Origin of the sequence: Candidatus Amarolinea dominans (assembly GCF_016704685.1) — a bacterium.
GTDB lineage: Bacteria > Chloroflexota > Anaerolineae > SSC4 > Amarolineaceae > Amarolinea > Amarolinea dominans.
Genome location: NZ_JADIZS010000080.1, coordinates 128,916 through 148,416 on the forward strand (window position 1 = coordinate 128,916; position 19,501 = coordinate 148,416).

19 protein-coding genes are annotated in these 19,501 nt (G+C 65.2%); 2 read left to right on the forward strand and 17 right to left on the reverse strand.

The features are described from left to right. Positions 1 to 97: 97 nt before the first annotated feature. Together IPF85_RS27265 and IPF85_RS27270 are read left to right on the forward strand one after the other, a co-directional pair. Complete coding sequence (locus IPF85_RS27265; RefSeq protein WP_343411196.1) at positions 98 to 409, forward strand: hypothetical protein; 312 nt, start codon at positions 98 to 100, stop codon at positions 407 to 409. A 14-nt stretch (positions 410 to 423) separates the two neighbouring features. Beyond that, positions 424 to 804, forward strand: a complete 381-nt coding sequence (locus IPF85_RS27270; RefSeq protein WP_343411197.1) for a DUF1801 domain-containing protein — start codon at positions 424 to 426, stop codon at positions 802 to 804. A gap of 137 nt (positions 805 to 941) precedes the next feature. Here IPF85_RS27270 and IPF85_RS27275 read toward each other — a convergent pair whose 3' ends face one another. From IPF85_RS27275 to IPF85_RS27355, 17 genes are all read right to left on the reverse strand, one after another. Then, on the reverse strand, positions 942 to 1,202 hold the full coding sequence (locus IPF85_RS27275) for a DUF6295 family protein (protein ID WP_343411198.1): 261 nt from the start codon (positions 1,200 to 1,202) through the stop codon (positions 942 to 944). 11 nt (positions 1,203 to 1,213) lie between these two features. After that, a complete protein-coding gene (locus IPF85_RS27280; protein WP_343411199.1) occupies positions 1,214 to 1,984 on the reverse strand; it encodes a dienelactone hydrolase family protein in 771 nt (256 codons plus the stop codon). 246 nt (positions 1,985 to 2,230) lie between these two features. Further along, positions 2,231 to 2,836, reverse strand: coding sequence for an MBL fold metallo-hydrolase (locus tag IPF85_RS27285; protein ID WP_343411200.1), 606 nt, complete (start codon positions 2,834 to 2,836; stop codon positions 2,231 to 2,233). A gap of 10 nt (positions 2,837 to 2,846) precedes the next feature. Continuing rightward, on the reverse strand, positions 2,847 to 6,104 hold the full coding sequence (locus tag IPF85_RS27290) for an FHA domain-containing protein (protein WP_343411201.1): 3,258 nt from the start codon (positions 6,102 to 6,104) through the stop codon (positions 2,847 to 2,849). Positions 6,105 to 6,407: 303 nt separating this feature from the next. After that, on the reverse strand, positions 6,408 to 7,259 hold the full coding sequence (locus IPF85_RS27295) for an FHA domain-containing protein (RefSeq protein ID WP_343411202.1): 852 nt from the start codon (positions 7,257 to 7,259) through the stop codon (positions 6,408 to 6,410). A gap of 5 nt (positions 7,260 to 7,264) precedes the next feature. Beyond that, positions 7,265 to 7,909: an FHA domain-containing protein gene (locus IPF85_RS27300; protein ID WP_343411203.1), complete on the reverse strand. Its 645-nt coding sequence runs from the start codon at positions 7,907 to 7,909 to the stop codon at positions 7,265 to 7,267. 47 nt (positions 7,910 to 7,956) lie between these two features. Further along, positions 7,957 to 8,322, reverse strand: coding sequence for a hypothetical protein (locus IPF85_RS27305; protein WP_343411204.1), 366 nt, complete (start codon positions 8,320 to 8,322; stop codon positions 7,957 to 7,959). Positions 8,323 to 8,337: 15 nt separating this feature from the next. Beyond that, positions 8,338 to 9,015, reverse strand: coding sequence for a class II aldolase/adducin family protein (locus IPF85_RS27310; protein WP_343411205.1), 678 nt, complete (start codon positions 9,013 to 9,015; stop codon positions 8,338 to 8,340). A gap of 85 nt (positions 9,016 to 9,100) precedes the next feature. Further along, on the reverse strand, positions 9,101 to 10,609 hold the full coding sequence (locus IPF85_RS27315) for an FGGY-family carbohydrate kinase (protein WP_343411206.1): 1,509 nt from the start codon (positions 10,607 to 10,609) through the stop codon (positions 9,101 to 9,103). A 40-nt stretch (positions 10,610 to 10,649) separates the two neighbouring features. Further along, positions 10,650 to 11,600 carry an NAD(P)-dependent oxidoreductase gene (locus IPF85_RS27320; protein WP_343411207.1) on the reverse strand — a complete coding sequence of 317 codons (951 nt, stop codon included), beginning with the start codon at positions 11,598 to 11,600 and terminating at the stop codon, positions 10,650 to 10,652. 35 nt (positions 11,601 to 11,635) lie between these two features. Next, a complete protein-coding gene (locus IPF85_RS27325) occupies positions 11,636 to 12,985 on the reverse strand; it encodes an O-antigen ligase family protein (RefSeq protein WP_343411208.1) in 1,350 nt (449 codons plus the stop codon). Beyond that, a complete protein-coding gene (locus IPF85_RS27330) occupies positions 12,958 to 13,695 on the reverse strand; it encodes a hypothetical protein (RefSeq protein WP_343411209.1) in 738 nt (245 codons plus the stop codon). Before IPF85_RS27330 ends, IPF85_RS27325 begins: the two co-directional genes overlap by 28 nt. A 687-nt stretch (positions 13,696 to 14,382) precedes the next feature. Further along, positions 14,383 to 15,135: a hypothetical protein gene (locus IPF85_RS27335; RefSeq protein ID WP_343411210.1), complete on the reverse strand. Its 753-nt coding sequence runs from the start codon at positions 15,133 to 15,135 to the stop codon at positions 14,383 to 14,385. Next, complete coding sequence (locus tag IPF85_RS27340; protein WP_343411211.1) at positions 15,135 to 16,073, reverse strand: Stp1/IreP family PP2C-type Ser/Thr phosphatase; 939 nt, start codon at positions 16,071 to 16,073, stop codon at positions 15,135 to 15,137. Before IPF85_RS27340 ends, IPF85_RS27335 begins: the two co-directional genes overlap by 1 nt. An 81-nt stretch (positions 16,074 to 16,154) precedes the next feature. Next, complete coding sequence (locus tag IPF85_RS27345; protein WP_343411212.1) at positions 16,155 to 17,789, reverse strand: protein kinase; 1,635 nt, start codon at positions 17,787 to 17,789, stop codon at positions 16,155 to 16,157. Between the two features lie 10 nt (positions 17,790 to 17,799). Further along, positions 17,800 to 18,792 carry a hypothetical protein gene (locus IPF85_RS27350; RefSeq protein ID WP_343411213.1) on the reverse strand — a complete coding sequence of 331 codons (993 nt, stop codon included), beginning with the start codon at positions 18,790 to 18,792 and terminating at the stop codon, positions 17,800 to 17,802. Positions 18,793 to 18,942: 150 nt separating this feature from the next. Further along, positions 18,943 to 19,287 (reverse strand): hypothetical protein, encoded by a 345-nt coding sequence (locus IPF85_RS27355; protein ID WP_343411214.1) that lies wholly within the window; start codon positions 19,285 to 19,287, stop codon positions 18,943 to 18,945. Positions 19,288 to 19,501: the final 214 nt, after the last annotated feature.

Genomic DNA, 19,501 nt, shown 5'->3' on the forward strand with positions numbered 1-19,501 from the left:
CGCGAAGGTCACGAAGGTTGGACCCCTGTGGCTGCTTGACTCGCCCGACAACCTGTCCTATGCTCGTGTGTGAATCGCAGCGGCGGAGGTGTTGAGAATGGACCAACAGCTTGTTCATTTTATTCAGTCGAATCCGAAGATTATGATGGGAAAGTTTCAACCGCAGGCGCACTGTGCGTGGCCCGACGACAACCCGTTTCAACGGGTTTTTCATATCAGCCTGCGGTTTCAACCGCAGGCACTGCGGCGCGTGGCGAGACGTCAACCCGTTTCAACGGGTTTTTCATATCAGCCTGCGGTTTCAACCGCAGGCTGGCGACGCCCCGGTGTTCATAATGGAGCGGGAGATGGTTCGCTGGCGTTTCGCCGTAACGACCCTTGCGCCGCAGACCCGCTCAACATGACATAGCAGAGGTGACTGACATGGAGACAACCACCGATCTGACCGCGATTTTCGAGTCACTCAAGGCTCTACTGGCCGCCTACGCGCCGCCGCTGGTCGCGAAGATGGACGACGCCAGTCATTACGACCTCTGGTCGGTCAAGGACCTGGTGATCGAAGGCCGTAAGCGCCGGGAGGTCTACTTCGCCGGGCTGATCATCCAGAAGGGCTACGTCGGCTTCTACTACATGCCGGTCTACGCGCAGACCGAGTTGAAGGACGTTTTCGCGCCGGAACTGCTCAAGCTCCTCAAAGGCAAATCATGTTTCTACGTCAAGCGGCTGACGCCTGAGTTGCTGGGCCAGATTGAGTTCGCGTTGAAGATTGGATATGAGGCATACCAGGCGCGCGGGTGGGTCTAAACTGCTGGCGCGCGCTACCTGTGGGCGCGGCAGAGACGCCGCGCCTGACCGCGGCGTTGACCCCCGGCCGGAAGCGAGACGTGAGGGGTTGAAGGTTGGAAGCTGCTGGATGCAACCTCCAACCTCCAATCCTCAATCTATAAACCCGCCGCCTCCGCTTGCGCCAGCACGTCCTGGATGGTCTTGACCAGTGCGCGCGCCGCTTCGGCGCTGAGCTCTACGGCGACCCTCGCCGCGGGGCCTCGCGCCTCATTGACGAAGTCAATATTCAGAGCGTGCTCCATCTGCGCGTTGAACGGGTGGTCGAACGACACGTTGGCGCGGTCCACCGGAAACCAGCCGGACGGCCCCTTGCCGCTCCCTTCGACCGTCACCTGCTGGACAATCATCGTACACATGGCGTCCTCCTTCAGCGGCCCGCGGGCGCGGCCAGGTGCTTGTCCAGGAATGCGAAGAGCTTGTTCCAGCCATCCACGGCCTGTGGCTGCCGGTATGCAGGCAGATGGTAGTAAAAGAAGCCGTGGCCCGCGCCGGGGTACATGTGGAACTCGTATTGCTTGCCGTGCACCTTGAGCGCATCTTCCAACTGGGCAACCTGCGCGGGCGTGGGGCCGCGGTCGTCCTCGCCGAACAAGCCCAACAGGGGGCAGGCGAGGTCCGCCACGTAGTCGGCCGGCGAGACGGGCTGCGTGGGGGTCAACTCCTCTTTGGTCATCACCACGCGGCCGCCCCAGCAGTCCACGGCCGCGTCGAAGCCGGGCGCGCGGCACGCAGTCAGGAACGCGTGCCGGCCGCCGGAGCAGGTGCCCCAGATGCCGACCTTGCCGTTGACATATGGAAGTGAGCGCAAGTAGCGCTGTGCGCCGGCCAGGTCGGCCACTACCTGGTCGTCAGGCACGCCTCCCTGACCGCGTACCGCGGCGGCCACGTCTTCGACGCTGCCGTGCCCGCTGCGGTGGTAGAGGTTGGGCGACAGCGCCGCGTAGCCGTGGTGCGCAAACTTGCGGGTCGCCTCGCGGTACCATTCGTCCCAGCCGGGCAAGTGGTGCACCACCACCATCGCGGGGAAGGGCCCGGGGCCTAACGGCCGCGCGAAGTAGGCGTTGATGAGGTCGCCATTCGCACCGGGCAGCGTGACGGTCTCGGCCAGCATGCCTTCGTACATATCGGTTTGGTACATTGTGCTCTCCTTCAAAGCTTACTGGCAGCCTGCGCGCCGCCGTTGGTGATTAGCCGTCGCAAGCGAGCGATTGAAATCGCGCCTGATGGGCGTACCGCCGGAGCGTCCAACCTGCGTGGACGCGATGCCGGTCGGCGCAGGCCGACCTTGCGGCAGAATGCCCTTTCGGCCCGAATTCATTCGGCGGCTGCAGTCGGCGCAGGATGCCTGAGCAGTTACGTGTCTGATACGAATATCTTGACCTCTCTATCCCTTGCCGCCAGCAAAGGTCTCACCCATGGGCCGGACTGGCCCGTGGGCCGGATAGATGCGGGTGGCGCCGCGGCGACGCAGCATCTGCCAGGTCCCCAGGGCCACGGGGTTGTCGAAGGCGTAGCCCTCCGGCGGAAGATCGCCCGTGAAGACGGAGCCGTCATCGAGGAGCAGCGAGACGCAGTGATCCGAGTGGCCGGGGGTATGCACGATTTCGCCGGCGATACCGATCTGGCTGAGCAACCGTCGGCTCTCACCAAACGAGATGACGACGTTGCCGTGCGGCGTGATCTCTACGTAGCGATCCGTCGGCTTGGTCCAGGTCTTCATCAGCGGAATGGCATCCACCTGGACATCGAGCACGAGGAGAGGAATGCCCTCGGCCTTCATCTCCTCGGCCAGTCCCGCGTGGTCAATGTGATAGTGGGTGGCCAGCGCGTAGCGAATTTCCGCCAGGGGCGCCCCCATGCGCTTGAGATTCGCCTTCATGATTCCAAGCGTGCCCGGCCAGCCGATGTCAACCAACAGCCGCGACGCGCCCGCGCTGACCACCCAGTAGTTCGTTGAACGATAACCAACGTTGATAATCGAGATAGACATGGCGCTAATTCTACACCACATCCTTCTGTCTCTGGAAGAAGACGATCAGCCCCACGAGCACGATCATGACGATGGTCATCGCCAGCCAGCGTGAGGCGACTGTGCCCTTGAACGCGCGGCCGTAGTTGTCGAAGATGTTCTTGAGCATGCCTTCCGCGCCTTTGACCGCGCGCTGACGCTCGCGCTCCCAATCGGCCTTCTGATCGCCCCAGGTCTCCATCGCAGCCGCGTACTCGTCGCCCTGCTGTTGACGGGCATCCTGGTACTCATTGCCCTGCGCCTCACGCTGCGCCTGGTACTCATCGCCCTGCACCTGACGGCGGTCCTGGTACTTGCGCCCCTGCTCACGGCTGTCATCCATGTACGCGTCCAGTTTGCTCGGATCGCTCGGCTGGGGCAGCGGCGTCGGTGACGGGTAGGGCGTCGGCGACCAGACCGGCGTCGGCGACGGGTAGGGCGTCGGCGAGACCGGTTTCTGCGGCTCGACCGCGGCCAACTGCGTGCGGGCCTTGTCATCGTAGAAATCGGCGCTCTGAATACCGGGGAACGCGCTGCAGGTCTCGAAGATCGTCGCGCCCATACAGGTGCAGCCCAGGGCCAATTTCTCCTCATCGCTCCGGTTGAGCACCGTGTTCCAACCGGTTTCACCGTCCTCATCGTACTTGGGTCGGTCGGCCCAGCAGGGGTCGTCCACCAGCGGCTTGCCAAACTCGGTGATGTTGACCAGCGCCTCGAAGGCCCAGCGCGTGGAGGCAATCACGCTGATCTGTTCGCCGCCGGGGATCAGGTCGAGCGGCAGCAGCGCGCCGGCGAAGAGGAACTGCGGCACCAGCACCACGATGACCAGCAGCAGCGCCACGTTCAGATTGGGCGCGGCGGCCGAAATCGCCAGGCCGAAGAGGTAGCCCGACAGCGTGCCGATGAACAACGTGATGTAGACCGCCACGTACGCGCCTGTGCCCGGCAGGTCAGGATGAACGAAGATCAACTCGAAAACGAGGAAAACGAGCGCCTGGTAGAGCGCCAGAATCAATCCGATCCAGACTTTGGACAGGATGTAGGGGCCGACCTGCAGGCCAACCGTGCGCTCGCGCTTGTAGATGTCGGTCTCTTTGACGATTTGCAGCACAGAGCTGAGCGCGCCGACCAGGATGGTGATCAGGCCCATCATGAAGAGCATGGTGATGATCTTGCCCGGATCACCCTTGACCGGGTCGAACAGGTCCCGCCCCCACATGAAGTCCATCAGGCCGATGCCGGGCGCCAGCAGGAGCATCAACGCCAGGCTGAGGCGGTCACGCATCAGGATGTTGAGGTTGCGCGAGGAGAGGATCGCCAGTTGACGCAGCGCGTTGACCCGTTTGGTCGCACCGGAACTGACACGGCGGGCGATGGTGTCCGGCCCCACATTGGCCGCGGCCGCGCGCCGATTGCGCAGGCGCTCGACCACATAATTTTGATACGCGGGCGATTTCTGGTAACGATCGGCCCAGTCGGTCGGCTTGCCGCGCTTGTCATCCTCCAGCACGATGTAGATGCTGTCGAACTCCATGTCCTTCTCGCGGCGCTCCTGATCGGTGCGGAAGCGGTCGAAATAGATCAACGCTTCTTCGGGCGGACCGTAGAAGGCGACATAGCCGCCGCGCACCACGAAGATGACTTTGTCGCACATCATCACATTCTTGGTGGCGTGGGTGATGAGCACAATCGTGCGTCCCTGGTCGGCCAGGTGGCGCAGCAGTTTCATCATATTGTATTCGGTGCCGGGATCGAGGCCCGAGGTCGGCTCGTCCAGATAAAACAGCCGCGGCTTGGTGAGCAGTTCCACGCCGATGGAAACGCGCTTGAGCTGTCCACCGGAGAGCTTGTGAATCGGCAGGTCCTTGCGTTCGGTCAGGTCGAGGTCTTCGAGCACCTCCAGGATACGCTTGTGGCGCTCATCCGGGGTGGTGTCAGGCGGCATGCGCAACTGCGCCACATAATCGAGCGCCGCGTAGACCGACAGCTCGGCATGGACAATGTCCTTCTGCGGCACATAGCCCAGTTCATTGCGGAACAGATCAAAATTCTTGTACAGGTCAATGTCGTTGACAAAGACCGCGCCGTGCGTGGCCGGGTTGAAACCGGTCAGCGCGTTCATCAGGGTGGACTTGCCCGCGCCGGAGAGGCCGACCAGGGCCACGAATTCCTGCGGCGCGATGGCCAGGGAGATGTCTTGCAGCAGGTTTTTCTCTTTGGAAACCCACTTCTGCAGGTGCAGCACGTCCAGGCGCATGCCCCGGTCTTCCATCTGGCGGATGTTGCCCTGCTTGAGGTCCAGGCGGAAGGGGCCGATCTGGATTTCGTCGTCATCTTTCAACCAGCTCTCGCGCTCGATGCGCTTGTTGCCCACAAAGACGCCGTTGGCGCTTTTCAGGTCATGAATCCGATAGCGCCCCACGCCCATGCGCTCGATCATGGCATGGTAACGGCTGACCTGCGGATGGTCAAGCACGATCTGATTGTCCTTGGCGCGACCGATGCGCACCGGCTGGTCGTCGGTGGGCAGACCCACCACCTGCACCGGGGGCGGGGTCGTCGCCTCCGCTTTGGCCGCGCCGCCCATCAAACCGATCGCACTGCGGTATTGGATGGCGACCTGGTCGGTGACGTAGAGCACATCGCCGTCCAGCAGCGCCTTCTGCGGCACCCGCTGCCCATCGAAGGTCAGGCCGTTGGAGCTGCCCAGGTCGCTGATGGTGAACGTGCTGCCGACCTGCTGCAAGCGCGCATGATGCCCGGAGATGACCGTCGCGCTGATGACGATGTCGTTGTCGCTTGCGCGGCCCAAGCTCACAACCGGCTTGTCCAAGGGGAACTTCTGCATCTGGCCGGCCGCGTAGACGGCCAGGCCGGGCAGCGGCCGCGCCGAGATGCGGATTTTGTCCCCCAGGCTGGGCGGCACAGGCGCCGCCGGCGGGCGCACGCTCAGTTGAAAGCTGGCAAGCTGCACAACCTGATCAAAACCGATGGGGTAGGTCTGTCGGGCCGCCAGCGGCTGGCCGTTCAACAAGGCGCCCACAGCCGAGCCGAGATCCTGCACCTGAAAACCCTGCGCCGTGTAGGTCAGGCGCAGATGGTGGCGCGAAATCTGCGGGTCGTCCAGCAGAATCAAATCGTTTTCGCTGCTGCGGCCGATATTGAGCACCGGCTTGGTCAGCGGATGCTCATCGCGGTTGCCGCCGACCTGCACCGTTAAAATACCAAAAATCCCTGAAGCATTTGCCATGATTCTCACACCCCATTACGAATGCGCAACACCGAGTGAATCCCCTCACCCCTCACGCCCCCGCTTCCCGCCTCACGCCCCAGCAGTTCCAAATGTAGCACACATTCAACCGCAAAGAACACAGAGAACACAAAGAAACGGCAGATCAGACGCGAATCGGCAACTTCTCTGCGTTCTTTGTGATCTCTGTGGTAAAAAACCAGGCTACATTTGGAACTGCTGCTCACGCCCCCGCTTCCCGCCTCACTTTCAACCACAAATCTACCACCTTCCACATAGATCTCTGATCTCTGATCTCACCCCTCATTCCATCCCGGCGAAGATCAGGCGCAGCAAACCGCCGAGGGTCAGCCCGGCCAGGCCGCCACCTACCAGGTAGATGCCCGGCAGCACGGTGATCTGCACGAGATCGCGCGCATACTGCGTCAGGACGTCGAGCATGCTGATGCCAAACAGTGTTTGCGCGCCGGCCTGGTAATAGGTGTAGGCGTTGAACGCCAGGGTGACGGCGGTCAACCCGCCCAGGAGCGCCTGCGCCAATCCGGCGGCCAAGCCCCAGCGCCGCGACAGCAGGTCAACCAGCAGCAACAGCAGGCCGAGCGCGCCGACGCCAATCAGGAGGTAAGCGTAGCCGCTCTCCAGGCCGCTGATCGTGCGGTTGAGGACATTGCCCAGCAGCGGCAGCGTGACCGCGAGGCGCAGCCATTCGGCCTGCGCGCCGGCCATCAACGCGGCCGCGCCGGCCAACACCAGCAGGCGGCTGAACCAGATCAAGAGCGTGAGCAGCAGGGATGGCCGCGCCGCGTCGGGCATGGCCGGCGTCAGCGGCGCTTCCGCCCAGGGAACGGCCGCCGGCGCGGGCGCTTCGTCAACCAGGTGCAGGCGCGTGCTGCCGATGGTGACAACCTCGCCGGGCCGCAGAGAACGCGCCACGTTTGGCGCCAGGCGGCCGCCACTCATGAAGGTGCCGTTGGTGCTGCCCAAATCCACGATTTGCCAACGCTCGCCGGCGCGGCGCAGCTCGGCATGGCGCCGGGAGGCCTGGCTGTCGGCCAGGACCAGGTCGCAATCCGCGCCGCGGCCCAGGGTCAACACCCCGCGCTGCAACGGAACGCGGCGCTCGCCCATTTCTGCAGATTGAATCACCAGGATCATCGGCCCTACCTCAATGGGGGGAACGTGGGCAGCGAGGGCAGGCCGGTGGGGAGGGATGGCAGCCCCGTGGGGATCGGCGGCAACGAGGGGATGCCGGTCGGCAGGGTGACGCTGGGCAGCACGGGCAGTTGCAGCGTGGGCAGCGCCGGGCCGGTCGCATCATCGGCCGTGCGCCGCATGCTGCCGCCCAGGAAGAGCACCGCCGCCACCACCAGGGCGATCAGAACCACGCCAATCACGATGGCAGCCAGCGGCGATGAGCGCCGCGCGGCCGGGCGTGCCCGCGCCACGGGCGGAACGACCGCCGGCCGCGCCGGCGCGGCGTCGAAGGCGAACACGGTGTCGCCAATGGCCATCAGATCGCCGGCGTTCAGCGCCATCTCGCCGCTCAGGCGCTGGCGGTTGAGCAGCGTGCCGTTGGCCGAATCGAGATCAATCACATACCAGCGGCCCGCGCGCGCCTCCAGCCGCACGTGCTGGCGCGAGGCCAGCGGTTCTGGAAGAACCAGGTCATTTTCCGGGCTGCGGCCCAGTGCAAAGGGAGAATGGGAGATTGCAAACGTCTGTCCGGCCAGCGGGCCTTGCTCCGCGCGCAACTGCGCCCTGACTCCAGGCCCCGCCACCGGCGCTACCGCAAGCTGTGGTAACATCTCAAGCCTCCGGTCACAAATCCAAATCAGAATGCTGAATACTGAGTTTACTCGATAACGTCAGTCACGTCGAAGCTCAGCTCGCCGATGCCCTTGACGACAAAGCCCATGCCGACCTTGTGCTTGCCGGGGGTCAGGTCGGCGCCTTCCACCAGGATGGTCAAGGTCTTGCCCATCTCCAGGGTGAACGGCATGTCGTCCGACACATCGCTGAACGCGATCTCCAGTCCATCGGGCGGGCGGAAAAAGGTCCGCTCCAGGGGGAAGGCGACGCCATCCAGCATCACCGGCCGCATCTCGCGGCTGTAACCGGAGCCAAGTTTGTTGGCGATCTCGAAGGCAAAGCCCTGGTCGGTGGCGCGCAGGCTGCCCTTGACATACAGTTGTCTGAGAATAAACGACGGTACTTTCATTAAAATCAACTCCTCTTAGCGGCGGATCCTGGCCCCAACGAGTTCGGACTCCGTGCGCTGCATCATCCTGAAGAACGCCTGTTCGGTCTCCACTACCTCCGGCGGCAAGACATCGGGGTCGCCGAGCAGGCTGGCCCACAAGAAGGCCAGGCACAGTTTCTCCAGGTATTCACAGGCATAGAGAGCCGCGCGCAGGTCACGGCCCACGGCAAGCGCGCCGTGATTGGCGAGCAGACAGGCGTTGCGCTCGCCCAGGGCCAGCACCGCGGCCGCAGCCAGTTCATCACTGCCCGACATCGCATGTGCAGCGACTTCGATCTGTCCGCCCAGGTAGATCATCTGGTCTTCGAGGATGGGCGGAATCGGTCGGCCGGTCATAGCCACCGCGCTGACGTAGCGTGGGTGGGCATGGATGACGGCCTGCACCTCCGGCCGCGCCTGGTAGACGCCGACGTGCAGCATCAGCTCGGAAGATGGAATCCCGTCCCCGTCCACCACATCGCCCTCGAACGTCGCAATCACGATGTCGGCCGGGGTCAAGTCCTCGGTGTAGCGGCGGTTCGGCGTGATCGCCAGCAGTTCAGCGCCCACGCGCTGACTGACATTGCCGGAACTGCCCACGGTCAGGCGCTTTTCCAACAACTGCTGCGCCGTCAGCAGGACCCGACGCCGCTCCTCCAGCCATTCGCTCACATGCAGCCTCCTCGATTTGTACGAGCATGCGCTCCGCGGGCACAGTCCGCTACCTATATTTTACCACACCTTGCCCCGGCGCAGGCTAATCAATCCGCTGGCCCAACGCGTCGAGCTGTTCCCTGGCCCGCTGCCAGCGCTCGTACAGATCGAGGTATTCCGCCAGCGCCACCCGCGCCGGCGTAACGCTGACATCGTCGCGGGTCATGGCGGCTGCGGCCGTCGCCAGGTCAGGATAAAGCCCTGCGCCGACCGCCGCGCTGATCGCCGCGCCGCGGCTGCTGGCATCGGGCAGCGCGCTGACGCGCAGCGGCCTGCCCAACACGTCGGCCAGCATCTGCGTCCACACACGGCTGCGAGTCAGGCCGCCGCCCACCGCCACCTGCACGACCGGCGCCTGGCTCAACTCGGTCACCAATTCCAGGTTGGCGCGGGCGGCAAAGGCGATGTTCTCCAGGCAGGCGCGGGCCAGGTGTTCGCGGCGCACCTCAATGAAGTCCGCGCCCAGCGGCATGAGCAGTCCGCCCCAGGCCAGCCCCATCTCCGCCGCGTTCATCGGCTGGGGTCCCAGGAAGGCCAGCACGCCGCCCGCGCCGGGGTCAACCGACGCGGCCATCTCCTCCAGACCCGCAAAGTCGGGCCGGCCGCACATCACCTCGGCCAGCCAGGCATACGCGCGGCCGGCCGGCCCCGCGTTGCCTTCCAGCACCCAGAGGCCCGGCAGCGCATGGGGGCCAACCCACAACCGGCGCCGGGCGTCGAGCGCCGCGGCCGTCACCTGCTGCACCGGCATACTCCAGCCGGCCAGGATGCCCACCTCGCCGGGCGCGGTCATGCCCATGCCCAGCAGGCCCATCTGCGTGTCTGCGCCTCCCATCACCACCGGCGTTGCGGCCGCCAATCCAATCTGCGCCGCGGCCGCCGGCGACACTGCGCCCACCACCGCGCCTGTGACGTGCACGGGCGGAAAGAGCGCGGCCGGCAGGGCCAGGGTGCTCATCAGCTCGGCCGACCAGGCGCCCTGCCGGATGTCGAAGAGCTGCGTGTCGGCCGCGGCGCTTGGCTCCGTGCAGCGCGCCCCGCTCAGGCAAAAAATCAGCCAATCGCTGATCGTCAGCAGGGTGGCGAAGCGGCTGAACAGGTCAGGCTGCTGTTCACGAAACCACTGCAAGCGCGCCGGCGCAAAGATCAGGGCCGGCCCGTGTCCGCTGATGGCAGCCAGGCGCTCGCCGCAGGTTTCCTCCAGCGCCGCGGCCTGGTAAACCCCGCGCAGGTCCTGGATCGGTCCGGCATAGAGCGCCGCGCCGGCCCTATCCAGGATCACCATCCCCCCGCGCTGCGCGGTCACGCTGACCGCGGCCACCTGGCGGGCCGGGACGTTAGCCTGCGCCAGCGCCTGCCGTGCCAACCCGGCCAGAATGTTCCAGAAACGGCCCGCGTCGAAGGCCCGTCCCCACGGCGCGGCGTCGGCCGGCCTCTCGTAATCCCAGGCCGCGGCCGCCACCGCCGCCTGGCGGCCCATCCCATCGAAGATCGCCGCCCGCCCGCCGCTCGTGCCGGCGTCGAGGGTCAAAAAATAAAATCCCGAATGCATTTGCGTCCTGGCGTCCCTGCGCCCTTGCGTTGAAAAAGCCTTAGCCCAGGCCAACGAACTGCTCCAGCGCCTCGGTGATGAGGCGCGAATGGTGGCCGATGACATCCACGGAAGCGCCGCCGATGTGGGGCGTCAGGATCACACGATCGAGGGCCAGCCAGGGACTGTTGGGCGGCAGCGGCTCCACACGGTGAACGTCGAGCGCGGCGCCGGCCACGCGACCGCTGCGCAGCGCATCGAGCAAGGCGTCTTCATCCACAACGGCCGCGCGCGCGGTGTTGATCAGAAAAATGCCCGGTTTGGTCTGCGCCAGCGCGGTCTCATCGAGCAGATGGCGCGTCTGCGGGGTGAGCGGGCAGTGCAGACTGATGAAATCGGCTGCGCGCAGCAGGGTGGGCAGGTCCACCAGGGCAGCCGGCGCGGCCTGGGCTGCGGCCACGAACGGATCGAAGGCCAGGACACGCATGTCCAACGCGTGCAGGCGCTGCGCCACGGCGCGCCCCACCGCGCCCAGCCCGATCAGGCCGGCCGTGCGCCCGGCCAGCTCGATGCCGCCCCAGGCGCCGTAACCGGTCAGCGCGCTGTCCCACTGCCCGGCGCGCACCAGTTCATGCGCCTGGGGGATGCGCCGCGCCAGCGCCAGCATCAGGCCCAGGGTCAGTTCGGCCACGGCCACGGCATTGCGGCCCGGTGTGCTGACCACCGTGACGCCATGCTCGGCGGCGGCTTCCATGTCCACATGCGGGCCAATCTCGCCGCGGCAGACGCCGACGAAGCGCAGATTGGGCGCGGCCGCGAAGGTCTCAGCCAGGACAAAATCGGCCTCGATGACCAGGTAGTCAATGCCCTGCGTGCGCAAACGCTCGCCCAACGCCTCAGGGTCGACCAGCTCGACCGTTTCGAGCCAGCTTTCATGCAAGATCTCGAAATGGCGGCGCAAACGTTCCAGGTAGATGGGGGTAAATTGGGCTAGAATGAGAAGTCTTTTCATCGTCTTTCTCGTTCTGGGGGCAGTGTTTGTTTGGTTTATGTGGCGCCCGCGGCCAGGGCCATCATCACCCAAAAGAGGGCATCGGTCGTGACGACATTGGGGGTGGCCTGGGCCTGCACGAGAAAGGCCGTCATGGCGGCCAGGGTTGCGGCCAGGATGAACAGCGCCTGGCGGTCCGCCGACCCGCGCCAGGCGAGCAGCCAGCGCCGGGCGGTCGTCAGCAGCAGAGCCAGGTACGCCAGCAGGCCCACCATGCCGGTTTGCAGCAGCCGGTCGAGCAGCAGGTTGTGCGGATCGTCCAGCAGGCTGGCGGCCGGGCCGGCGGCGGTCAACTCCGCGGGCTGCACGGTCGCCACCAGGCTGCCGAAGGTGCCGGGGCCGTAGCCCAACAGCCAGCGGCCATCCAGCAGGCGCAGGCTGACCCGCCAGAAGATCAGCCGCGCCGCGGCCGAGTCGGCGCGCAACTTGGCATAGACGACCGGGCGCATGCCATAGGCCGACGGCTGCACGAGCGCGGAAGTGCTCATGGCGTAGAGCAGGCCGACGCCCACCAGGCAGGCAGCCAGACCGCCGGCCAGCCACAGGCCGCGGCGGCGGGAATCCTGCGCGAACGCGCCGCCGCGCTGCGCCAGCGCCAGGCCAGCCAGCAGACCGCCGATCAGCAGGCCAAGCCACGCGGCCCGCGCCAGGGTCAGCAGCAGGCAGGTGAGTTGCAGCGCAAAAAGCAGGCCAAAACGCCGCGCCGGCTGCCCGTCCTGACCGCTTTGCCACAGGGCCAGGGTAAACGGCATGACCATCACCAGGTACGCGGCCAGGTAGTTCGAGCGCCCTACCGTGCTCAGCACCGGCGAGACCGAGTCGCTGATCCAGACCAACGGATCGAGGCCGGTCGCTTGCAGCAGGCCATAGATCGTCACCGGCACGCTGCCGATCACCAGCGCCAGCGTCAGGCGCAGCACCTGGCGGCGGGTGGTCAGCGTCTGACCCAACAGCCAGCAGAAAATGACGCCGCTGAGCAGCGTCAGCGTGCCATCGGCCGTGGGGCGCGCCGTCCACAGGCTGCGGCGCACATCTACCGAAAAAACCGTCGCCAGCAGGATGGCGGCCGCGTAGAACAGATAGCGCAAATCGTTGGCTTGCGGCCCAACGGAGGATGAACCGCTGGCTTGCGGCACAGCAGAGCGCAGGCGGGCGACCTGCGGCGCAAGGGCGGCCAGGATCATCAACAGGGTGATGGTTTGGAAAAGTGCGGCCTTGAGCGGCTCGAACGCGTTGGCGTCCAGCGGGTTGAAGGCGAGGGGGACCAGGATCGCCACGAGCAGGCCCCCCCACTCGACAAACCGCCGGGCGTCTGCGATCACCATCGGCGCCAGCGGCGCAGCCAAGCTTCGAGGCCGCCGCCCAAATAGAGCCAGGCCAGGAGCAGGCTGCCGCTGAGGATGCCGCCGGCGGCCGCGAACCGCTGCAGCGTGTCCGGCCCAATCAACGGCGCGGCGCTGCGCGAGGGGGTGGGCGGAACGCCGCCGATGGTCAGGGTGCGAGGGGACGCCTCTTTGCCGATGCGCTTGTACGGACTCAACTGCACCACGGCCACGGTCCACAGATAGACGCCGGCGCCGCCCTGGCGCACACCGGCCGCCTGGTTGAGATCCACGGTGACGCTGGTGGTGCGCACCGGTTCGGCCGCGCCAAAATGATCGGCCTGGCCATCCTTCCAGACCCGCACCTCGAAACCCTGGTTGCTGGTCAGCGCGGGGCCGTTCCATGACCAGCGGAAGGTGGTGCGACCGCTGGCCTGGCTGCCGTTGGCCGGGCTTTCGAGGACAGGCGCCCGGGCCGGCGCGCTGGTCGGCGTAGGCGTGCGGGTGGGGGCCAGGGTCGAGGTGGGCAAGCGCGGCGCGACCAGGGTCACAGTGGGGTTGACCGTGCCGATCACGATCGGGGGCAGGGTGGGGGTGGACGAAGGGCCGGTCGGCGGCGCCGTGGGCGGGACCGACGTTGGCGCCGCCGCGGGCGCGCGGCAGCCGGTCAGCAGCAGGGCCAGGGTGATGAGGACGCCGAGACAGGGCCGCCCGGCGACTGCAAGTCGCTGCAACGACTGCGAAGCCCACCTTCGTGGGCTGTGACGCCCGGCGACTGTAAGTCGCCGCAACGACTGCGAAGCCCACCTTCGTGGGCTGTGCCTCGAAACTGAAAGGCAACCGAGGCGGCTGCGCAAGAATAGCTTCATGGTTGTTGGTCCGACCTTTCTAAAGATGATTATGTGAAGTTCATAGACTGGGCAGTGAGCGTCATGGCCCCCAGGAAATTCTCTCTTGCACCCAGTCCCCCTCACCCGCGTTGTAGCCCCCGCCCAAATCGAATAGTTTGCGTTCTGGACCACCGCTGCGGTAAACAATGCCCATGCCGCCGCGGCCGATTTCAGCCTGGATTTGTAACTGCTCAGCCTGCCTGGAATTCAGACAGGATTCACAGGATTGACAGGATATTCGAACTCTCGTGGCGGTAGTTTTGCACGCCACAGAGCAAGAATCCTGTTCATCCTGGTCAAATCAACTTGGGGAGCAGAGGCCGGGTGAGCAGTTACACCTGCCGAAGTTTTGCACGCCACAGAGCAAGAATCCTGTTCATCCTGTTCATCCTGGTCAAATCAACTTGCAGGGTGAGCAGTTACCAGGATTTCGTATTTGCCAGCAAGCGTAGCGCCAACCAACGTATCCACAAAGTGATCCTTTCAAACCGGTGCAAGGTGCAAAATGCTCATGTAAGGTTACGGTCCGAGTCAGAATCGGCGCTGTCCACCCCCAAATGGTGTGGGAGTGGGCGTTGGTCGCAGATCAATAGTAGGCGCGGGTGAAAGACGAACAAAGGGCGTGGCCGTATCGGTTGGCCGAGGCGCGGGCTTTTGGCTGCGATAGGTCAAGGGACGCGGCGCAGGCTTCGCGCCAAGCTGTTTGTAGGGTGTCAATTCGATGAGCGCGACGGTCCAGAAATAGGCGCCATCCCCGCCTTTCTTGACGGCGGGCGCCTGGCTGAGGCGAATGGTCTGTTGCCAACTGCTGCCGGTTTTCGTCGTGACCGGTTCGGCAGCCGTTTCTGGTTGAGTCTGATCTTTCCAGAGCAATACCTGGAAACCCTGGTCGGCTTGCAGTCTACCGCTCCAGTCCCAGGTAAAAGTCCGCTCGGCGTCTCCCTCGATGGTGATGTTGCCAACAGGCGCCAATAAGACAATCGGCGGAAAGGAGCCGGCCGGCTGCTTTGGGGCTCCGGCAGTCTGGCTGGCTATCGGCGATGGGTCGGGTGTGGCGATGGGGGCCAGTGTCGCGGTCGCGGCGGATTGGGCGCCATCGCCCGCCGGCGCGGTTGGTGCAGGCGGCAGGGTGGACGCCAGGGTGGCGGTGGCGCCGACCGGTTGGCTGGCGACGGCGTGCAGAGTTGGGGCCGGGGACGTTGCTTTGACTTCCCCGCGCGTGCTCTGCAGCAGAAGGATGACGCCGGTCAGCGCCAGGAGGGCGATGACCGCGGCCGCGGCCATCAACCACAGCGGGAAACGGCGTTCGGCGGCTGACCTGGGCGGCTCAGCCGCGCGCGCATCACTGCGGGCATGGCCTGACGACTGCCGCCGGCCGCGTCGGCGCGGGGCACCGCCGGCATGGCCGTGCGGCTGCCGCCCGGCGCTTCGGCGCGCACGATGATGACGCTGATGTTGTCCAGGCCGCCATGTTCGTTGGCCAGGTCCACCAGGCGGCGAGCCGCGTCCGCGGGCGCCCATTTGCTGACAATGTCCTGGATTTCGCTGTCAGTGACCATCGTGCTGAGGCCATCGGAGCAGAGGATCAAGGTGTCGCCAGGTTGCAGCGCGCCGTGAAAGAAATCCGGCTTGGCCGTGGCGGTCTTGCCCAGGGCACGGGTGATGACGTTACGCTGGGGATGGTTATGCGCCTGCTCAGCAGTCAAAACGCCGGCGCGCACCTGCTCCGCCACCATGGAATGATCCTGGGAGACCTGGGTCAGGACGCCGCTGCGCAGGAGATAGGTGCGGCTGTCGCCCACGTTGGCCACATGCACCTCGCGCTCACGCACGACGGCCAGGGTGACGGTGGTGCCCATGCCGCTCTGACTGGCGGTGCTGCGCGCATGTTGGGCGATGGCCTGATGAGCAGATTGCAGCGCGTTGGTCAGCGCCGTGGGGATGTCCGCGCTGGGATCGGCATAGTAGGCGCGCTGAATCTCGGCCACCGCCATCTGGCTGGCAATCTCGCCGGCGTTGTGCCCGCCCATGCCATCGGCCACCACGTAGAGGCGACCCTTGTATTGAAGAACGGCCGCGTCGCTCGGCTCGAAGACGCCACCGCTGTCCTCCTGATGATCGCGCGCGCGGCCGACATCGCTCAGCCAGACGGCGCGCAGAGTCAGGCCAGCCGCGGCCGGCGCCACACGTTGATTTTGCTGCGATGAAGGTCGTTCTGCCATGGAAACCTCCCGAAAGTGAATGCTGAACGATGAATGATGAATGATGAATGCTGAATGCTGAATAGGGATCGGAGATCGAGTTTATTTTACGGTTAGGCGGCGGGGGGGCGCTTCTTCTCCGAGGGGTTTGTACGGGTTGAGCTGTACGACGGCGACGGTCCACCAGTAGGCGCCGGGGCCGCCGGCGCGCACGGCTGTTGTTTGACTCACGCTGATGATCTGCTGCCAGCGGCCAGCGCCGGCGCGCTGGGTGTCGGCTCCGGCGGCTGTCAGATGGTCGCGCGTGCCATCTTGCCACAGATGCACCTCGAAGGCCCAATCGGTTGCCAGATCGCCGGTATACGCCCAGACGAAGGTGGTGTCGCCGGATACCTGTAGGCCCTCGATCGGCGCCAGGAGCACGGGCGTTGCCGGCGCGAGGGGGGCCGTGGGTGTTGGCGAAACGGCGATCGGCGTGGCCGTGGCCGACCGCGTGGGGGAGGGGGTTGGTGTTGGCGCCAGGGTGTTGGTCGCCACGGCGGGCGCGGTGGGTGGTGTGGTGGGCGAGACGATCGCAGCCGGCGCGGTTTTGACGGTGTTGGTGGCCGGGGTTGGTGTGTCCAGGGTAGCGGGCGCGCCATCCGCGACCACCGTGGGCAGCGGCGTGGGCGTTGGCTCTGACTGGAGTGCCGTCATCCAGGCCAGTCCGCCTATGACCACAACGAGCAGGACGAGCAGCAGCGCCAACCAGGGCAGGGGCGAGCGCGTGGGCTGCGGCGCAGGGGTGGGTTTCCTGGCCGGCGGTGGCGTCGGTGTGCGTTTCTTGGTTGGCGGTGGCGTCGGTGTGCGTTTCTTGGCCGGTGGCGCGGGGGTGGGCTTGAGGCCGGCCGGCCATTTGCCTTTGCGAGCCAGGGCAAACGCGGCAGCCAGGTCGCCGGCGTGGGCGTAGCGATCGTCCGGCTTCTTGGCCAACGCCTTGAGCATGACCGCGGCGGCCGGTGCGGGCAGATCGGCGCGCAGTTGGCGCGGCGGGCGCGGTGAGTCGGTCAGATGGGCGTAAGCGGTGGCAAGGGTGGTTTCACGCACGAACGGTACCTGGCCTGTGACCATTTCATACAGGATCACGCCAAGCGCGTAGATGTCGGCGCGGCCATCCACCGGCTGGCCCAGGATCTGTTCAGGGGCCATGTAATTGGGCGTGCCGCCGCCGGTACTCGGGGCATCGCCGCCGGCGCTCGATTCGTCGCCGCGCTGCAGCGCACGCACCAGGCCAAAGTCCATCAAGGTGGCATGGCCGTTGGCGGCCAGCATGACGTTGGCCGGTTTGACGTCGCGGTGGACCACCTGGCGCTTGTGGGCATAATCGAGCGCGGCGGCAAGTTGGTGCAAGATGTGCTGCACCTGGACGAGCGACAGCGGCCCGCGCCCCGCCAGCCATTTGTCCAGGGGCTGGCCTTCCAGCAGTTGCATGACGATGTAGTGCCAGCCATTGTCTTCGCCGACGGCATGGATGGTGACGATGTTCGTATGCTGCAAATTGGCCGCGGCTACCGCTTCCTGACGAAAACGCTCCACGGCTTCCGGGTCCTGGCTCAAGTGGGGGGCCAGCGCTTTGATGGCCACGGGCCGACGCAGAACCGTGTCGAAGCCGCGATAAACGATGCCCATGCCGCCACGTCCCAGTTCGGCCTGGACCGCATATTTGTTGTCGAGCAAGAAACCGGTTTCGGTGTTCATGGCAACGGGACTACACTCCCCACACGGTAATCAGCCGCTGTTGATAGATCTCATCGCGGCGGTAGATTCGTTTTTCCCAACTGCGCCCCGGTCGGCGGTCGAAGATCACCAGGTGTGCCTCATCCGCGGCGCACGTATCGGCGTAGGCCCAGGTCTGCGCCAGGCCGTTGGTCAGGGTTTGGCCAGGCGACTGGCGCAGCAGCTTCAGTTCGATCACGCTGCGCTGTACGCCGCCCGGATGAGGCCAGATCACCAGCAGATCAATGCGCCGGCGTCCCAGGCCATACTCGCGCTCCACACGGCCGCCGCCGTTGACGATACGCTGTAAGAACGCCTGCATCAAGAGCTGCGGGCCAACTTCCTGGTACTCGAACTGCTCCAGCCAGGCCTCCGACTGTTCGCGGAAGAACTGTTGAAAAGCCGCAAGCAGTTTGCTGAGATCGAGCCGGCCATCGGGAAGGACATACCAGGCAGGCTGAGCATCAATCATCAGTTGGGTGCTGAAGGTTAGTTCACGCGGAATGACCTCCTGGTAAATGCGATTAGCCACTGCAATCTGGCCTGCGTCGCGACGGATCAGGCCAAGATCGTACACGTAGTTGACATCGTCCGTGGGCAGATGGGTCGCCGCCTGTTCTCCGGCCAGGAGCGGTTCGATGACCCGGCGCACCCGAGGCTCCGCCAGTTTGTGCTGCAACTGGTCAATGTGGGTGTCGCGGCGTTCGATGATTTGCTCTTTGGCCTGCTCGATCATCTCGGCCGTGATGGCCGCGGTGCGCACGCGGCCTTCCGGCATCTTGAAGGTGACTTCATAGGCCAGGGCGTTGACCAGCCAGGGCTGGCCGCTGGTCAAGTCCCAGACAAGCTCGCGCGCCGGCGCGGTGAAAAGCTGGCCCGTCTCCTGCGTGTGCTGAGCGAGCAGGGTTTCGACCTCCTGGCGCGCGAAGTTGCCCAGGCGCAAGGACTCGGCCTTGATGTTGAACGCGCTGCCGCCGGTAATCACTGGCTTTCGCGGGCCGAATGGATGCGATAGTCCTGCAAGTCACGCACGCCGCATAAAACGATGCTCTGCGGGAAGAGTGGGGTCGGGTATCATAGCCGCCGCAGCTGGCGTAACAGAGAGATCAGGGTGTCTCCTATCAGGGCATCCACTTCATCGAGCAAAGCACCGCGGCTGCGGAGATTGCTCGCACCAGTACGACAGAAACGTCTGCAAGGCTGTGGCCGCGCCCTGTTGTGCCAGCACTGCGCGTGCCAGGCCGTTGGTCTCGGTTTCTCCCAACATCATTCTGGCGCGTTCGGCAATGGCCTGCACAACGGCTGCGATTCCGGCGGTTACATCTTCGCGCACGGCCTGCGCGGCTTCGATATTGGCGTAGAGAGCGCGATAGATGCCGCCCTGGTTGAGATGGGTCATCAGGGCCAGGAGACAGCTCGTCTTGCCGGTCTGGCGCGGCGCATGCAGCAGGAAGTATTTCTTTTGCCCGATCAGGCTCATGACGGTATCCAGGTCAAAACGCTGCAAGGGGGCAAAAGCAGTAATGATCCTGGCAATTGACCGGGCCGGCCGTGTTGAAGAAACGCATGAGTGCTCCCTGCGATGGCTGATGTCAGCGCTCGCGCCCTGTGCTCAACCAGCGGGGCAGGCGCGGCCAGAACGGCGTCGGAATGGCGACGGTGGGGAGGGGCAGCACGACAGTAGGCAGGGAAGG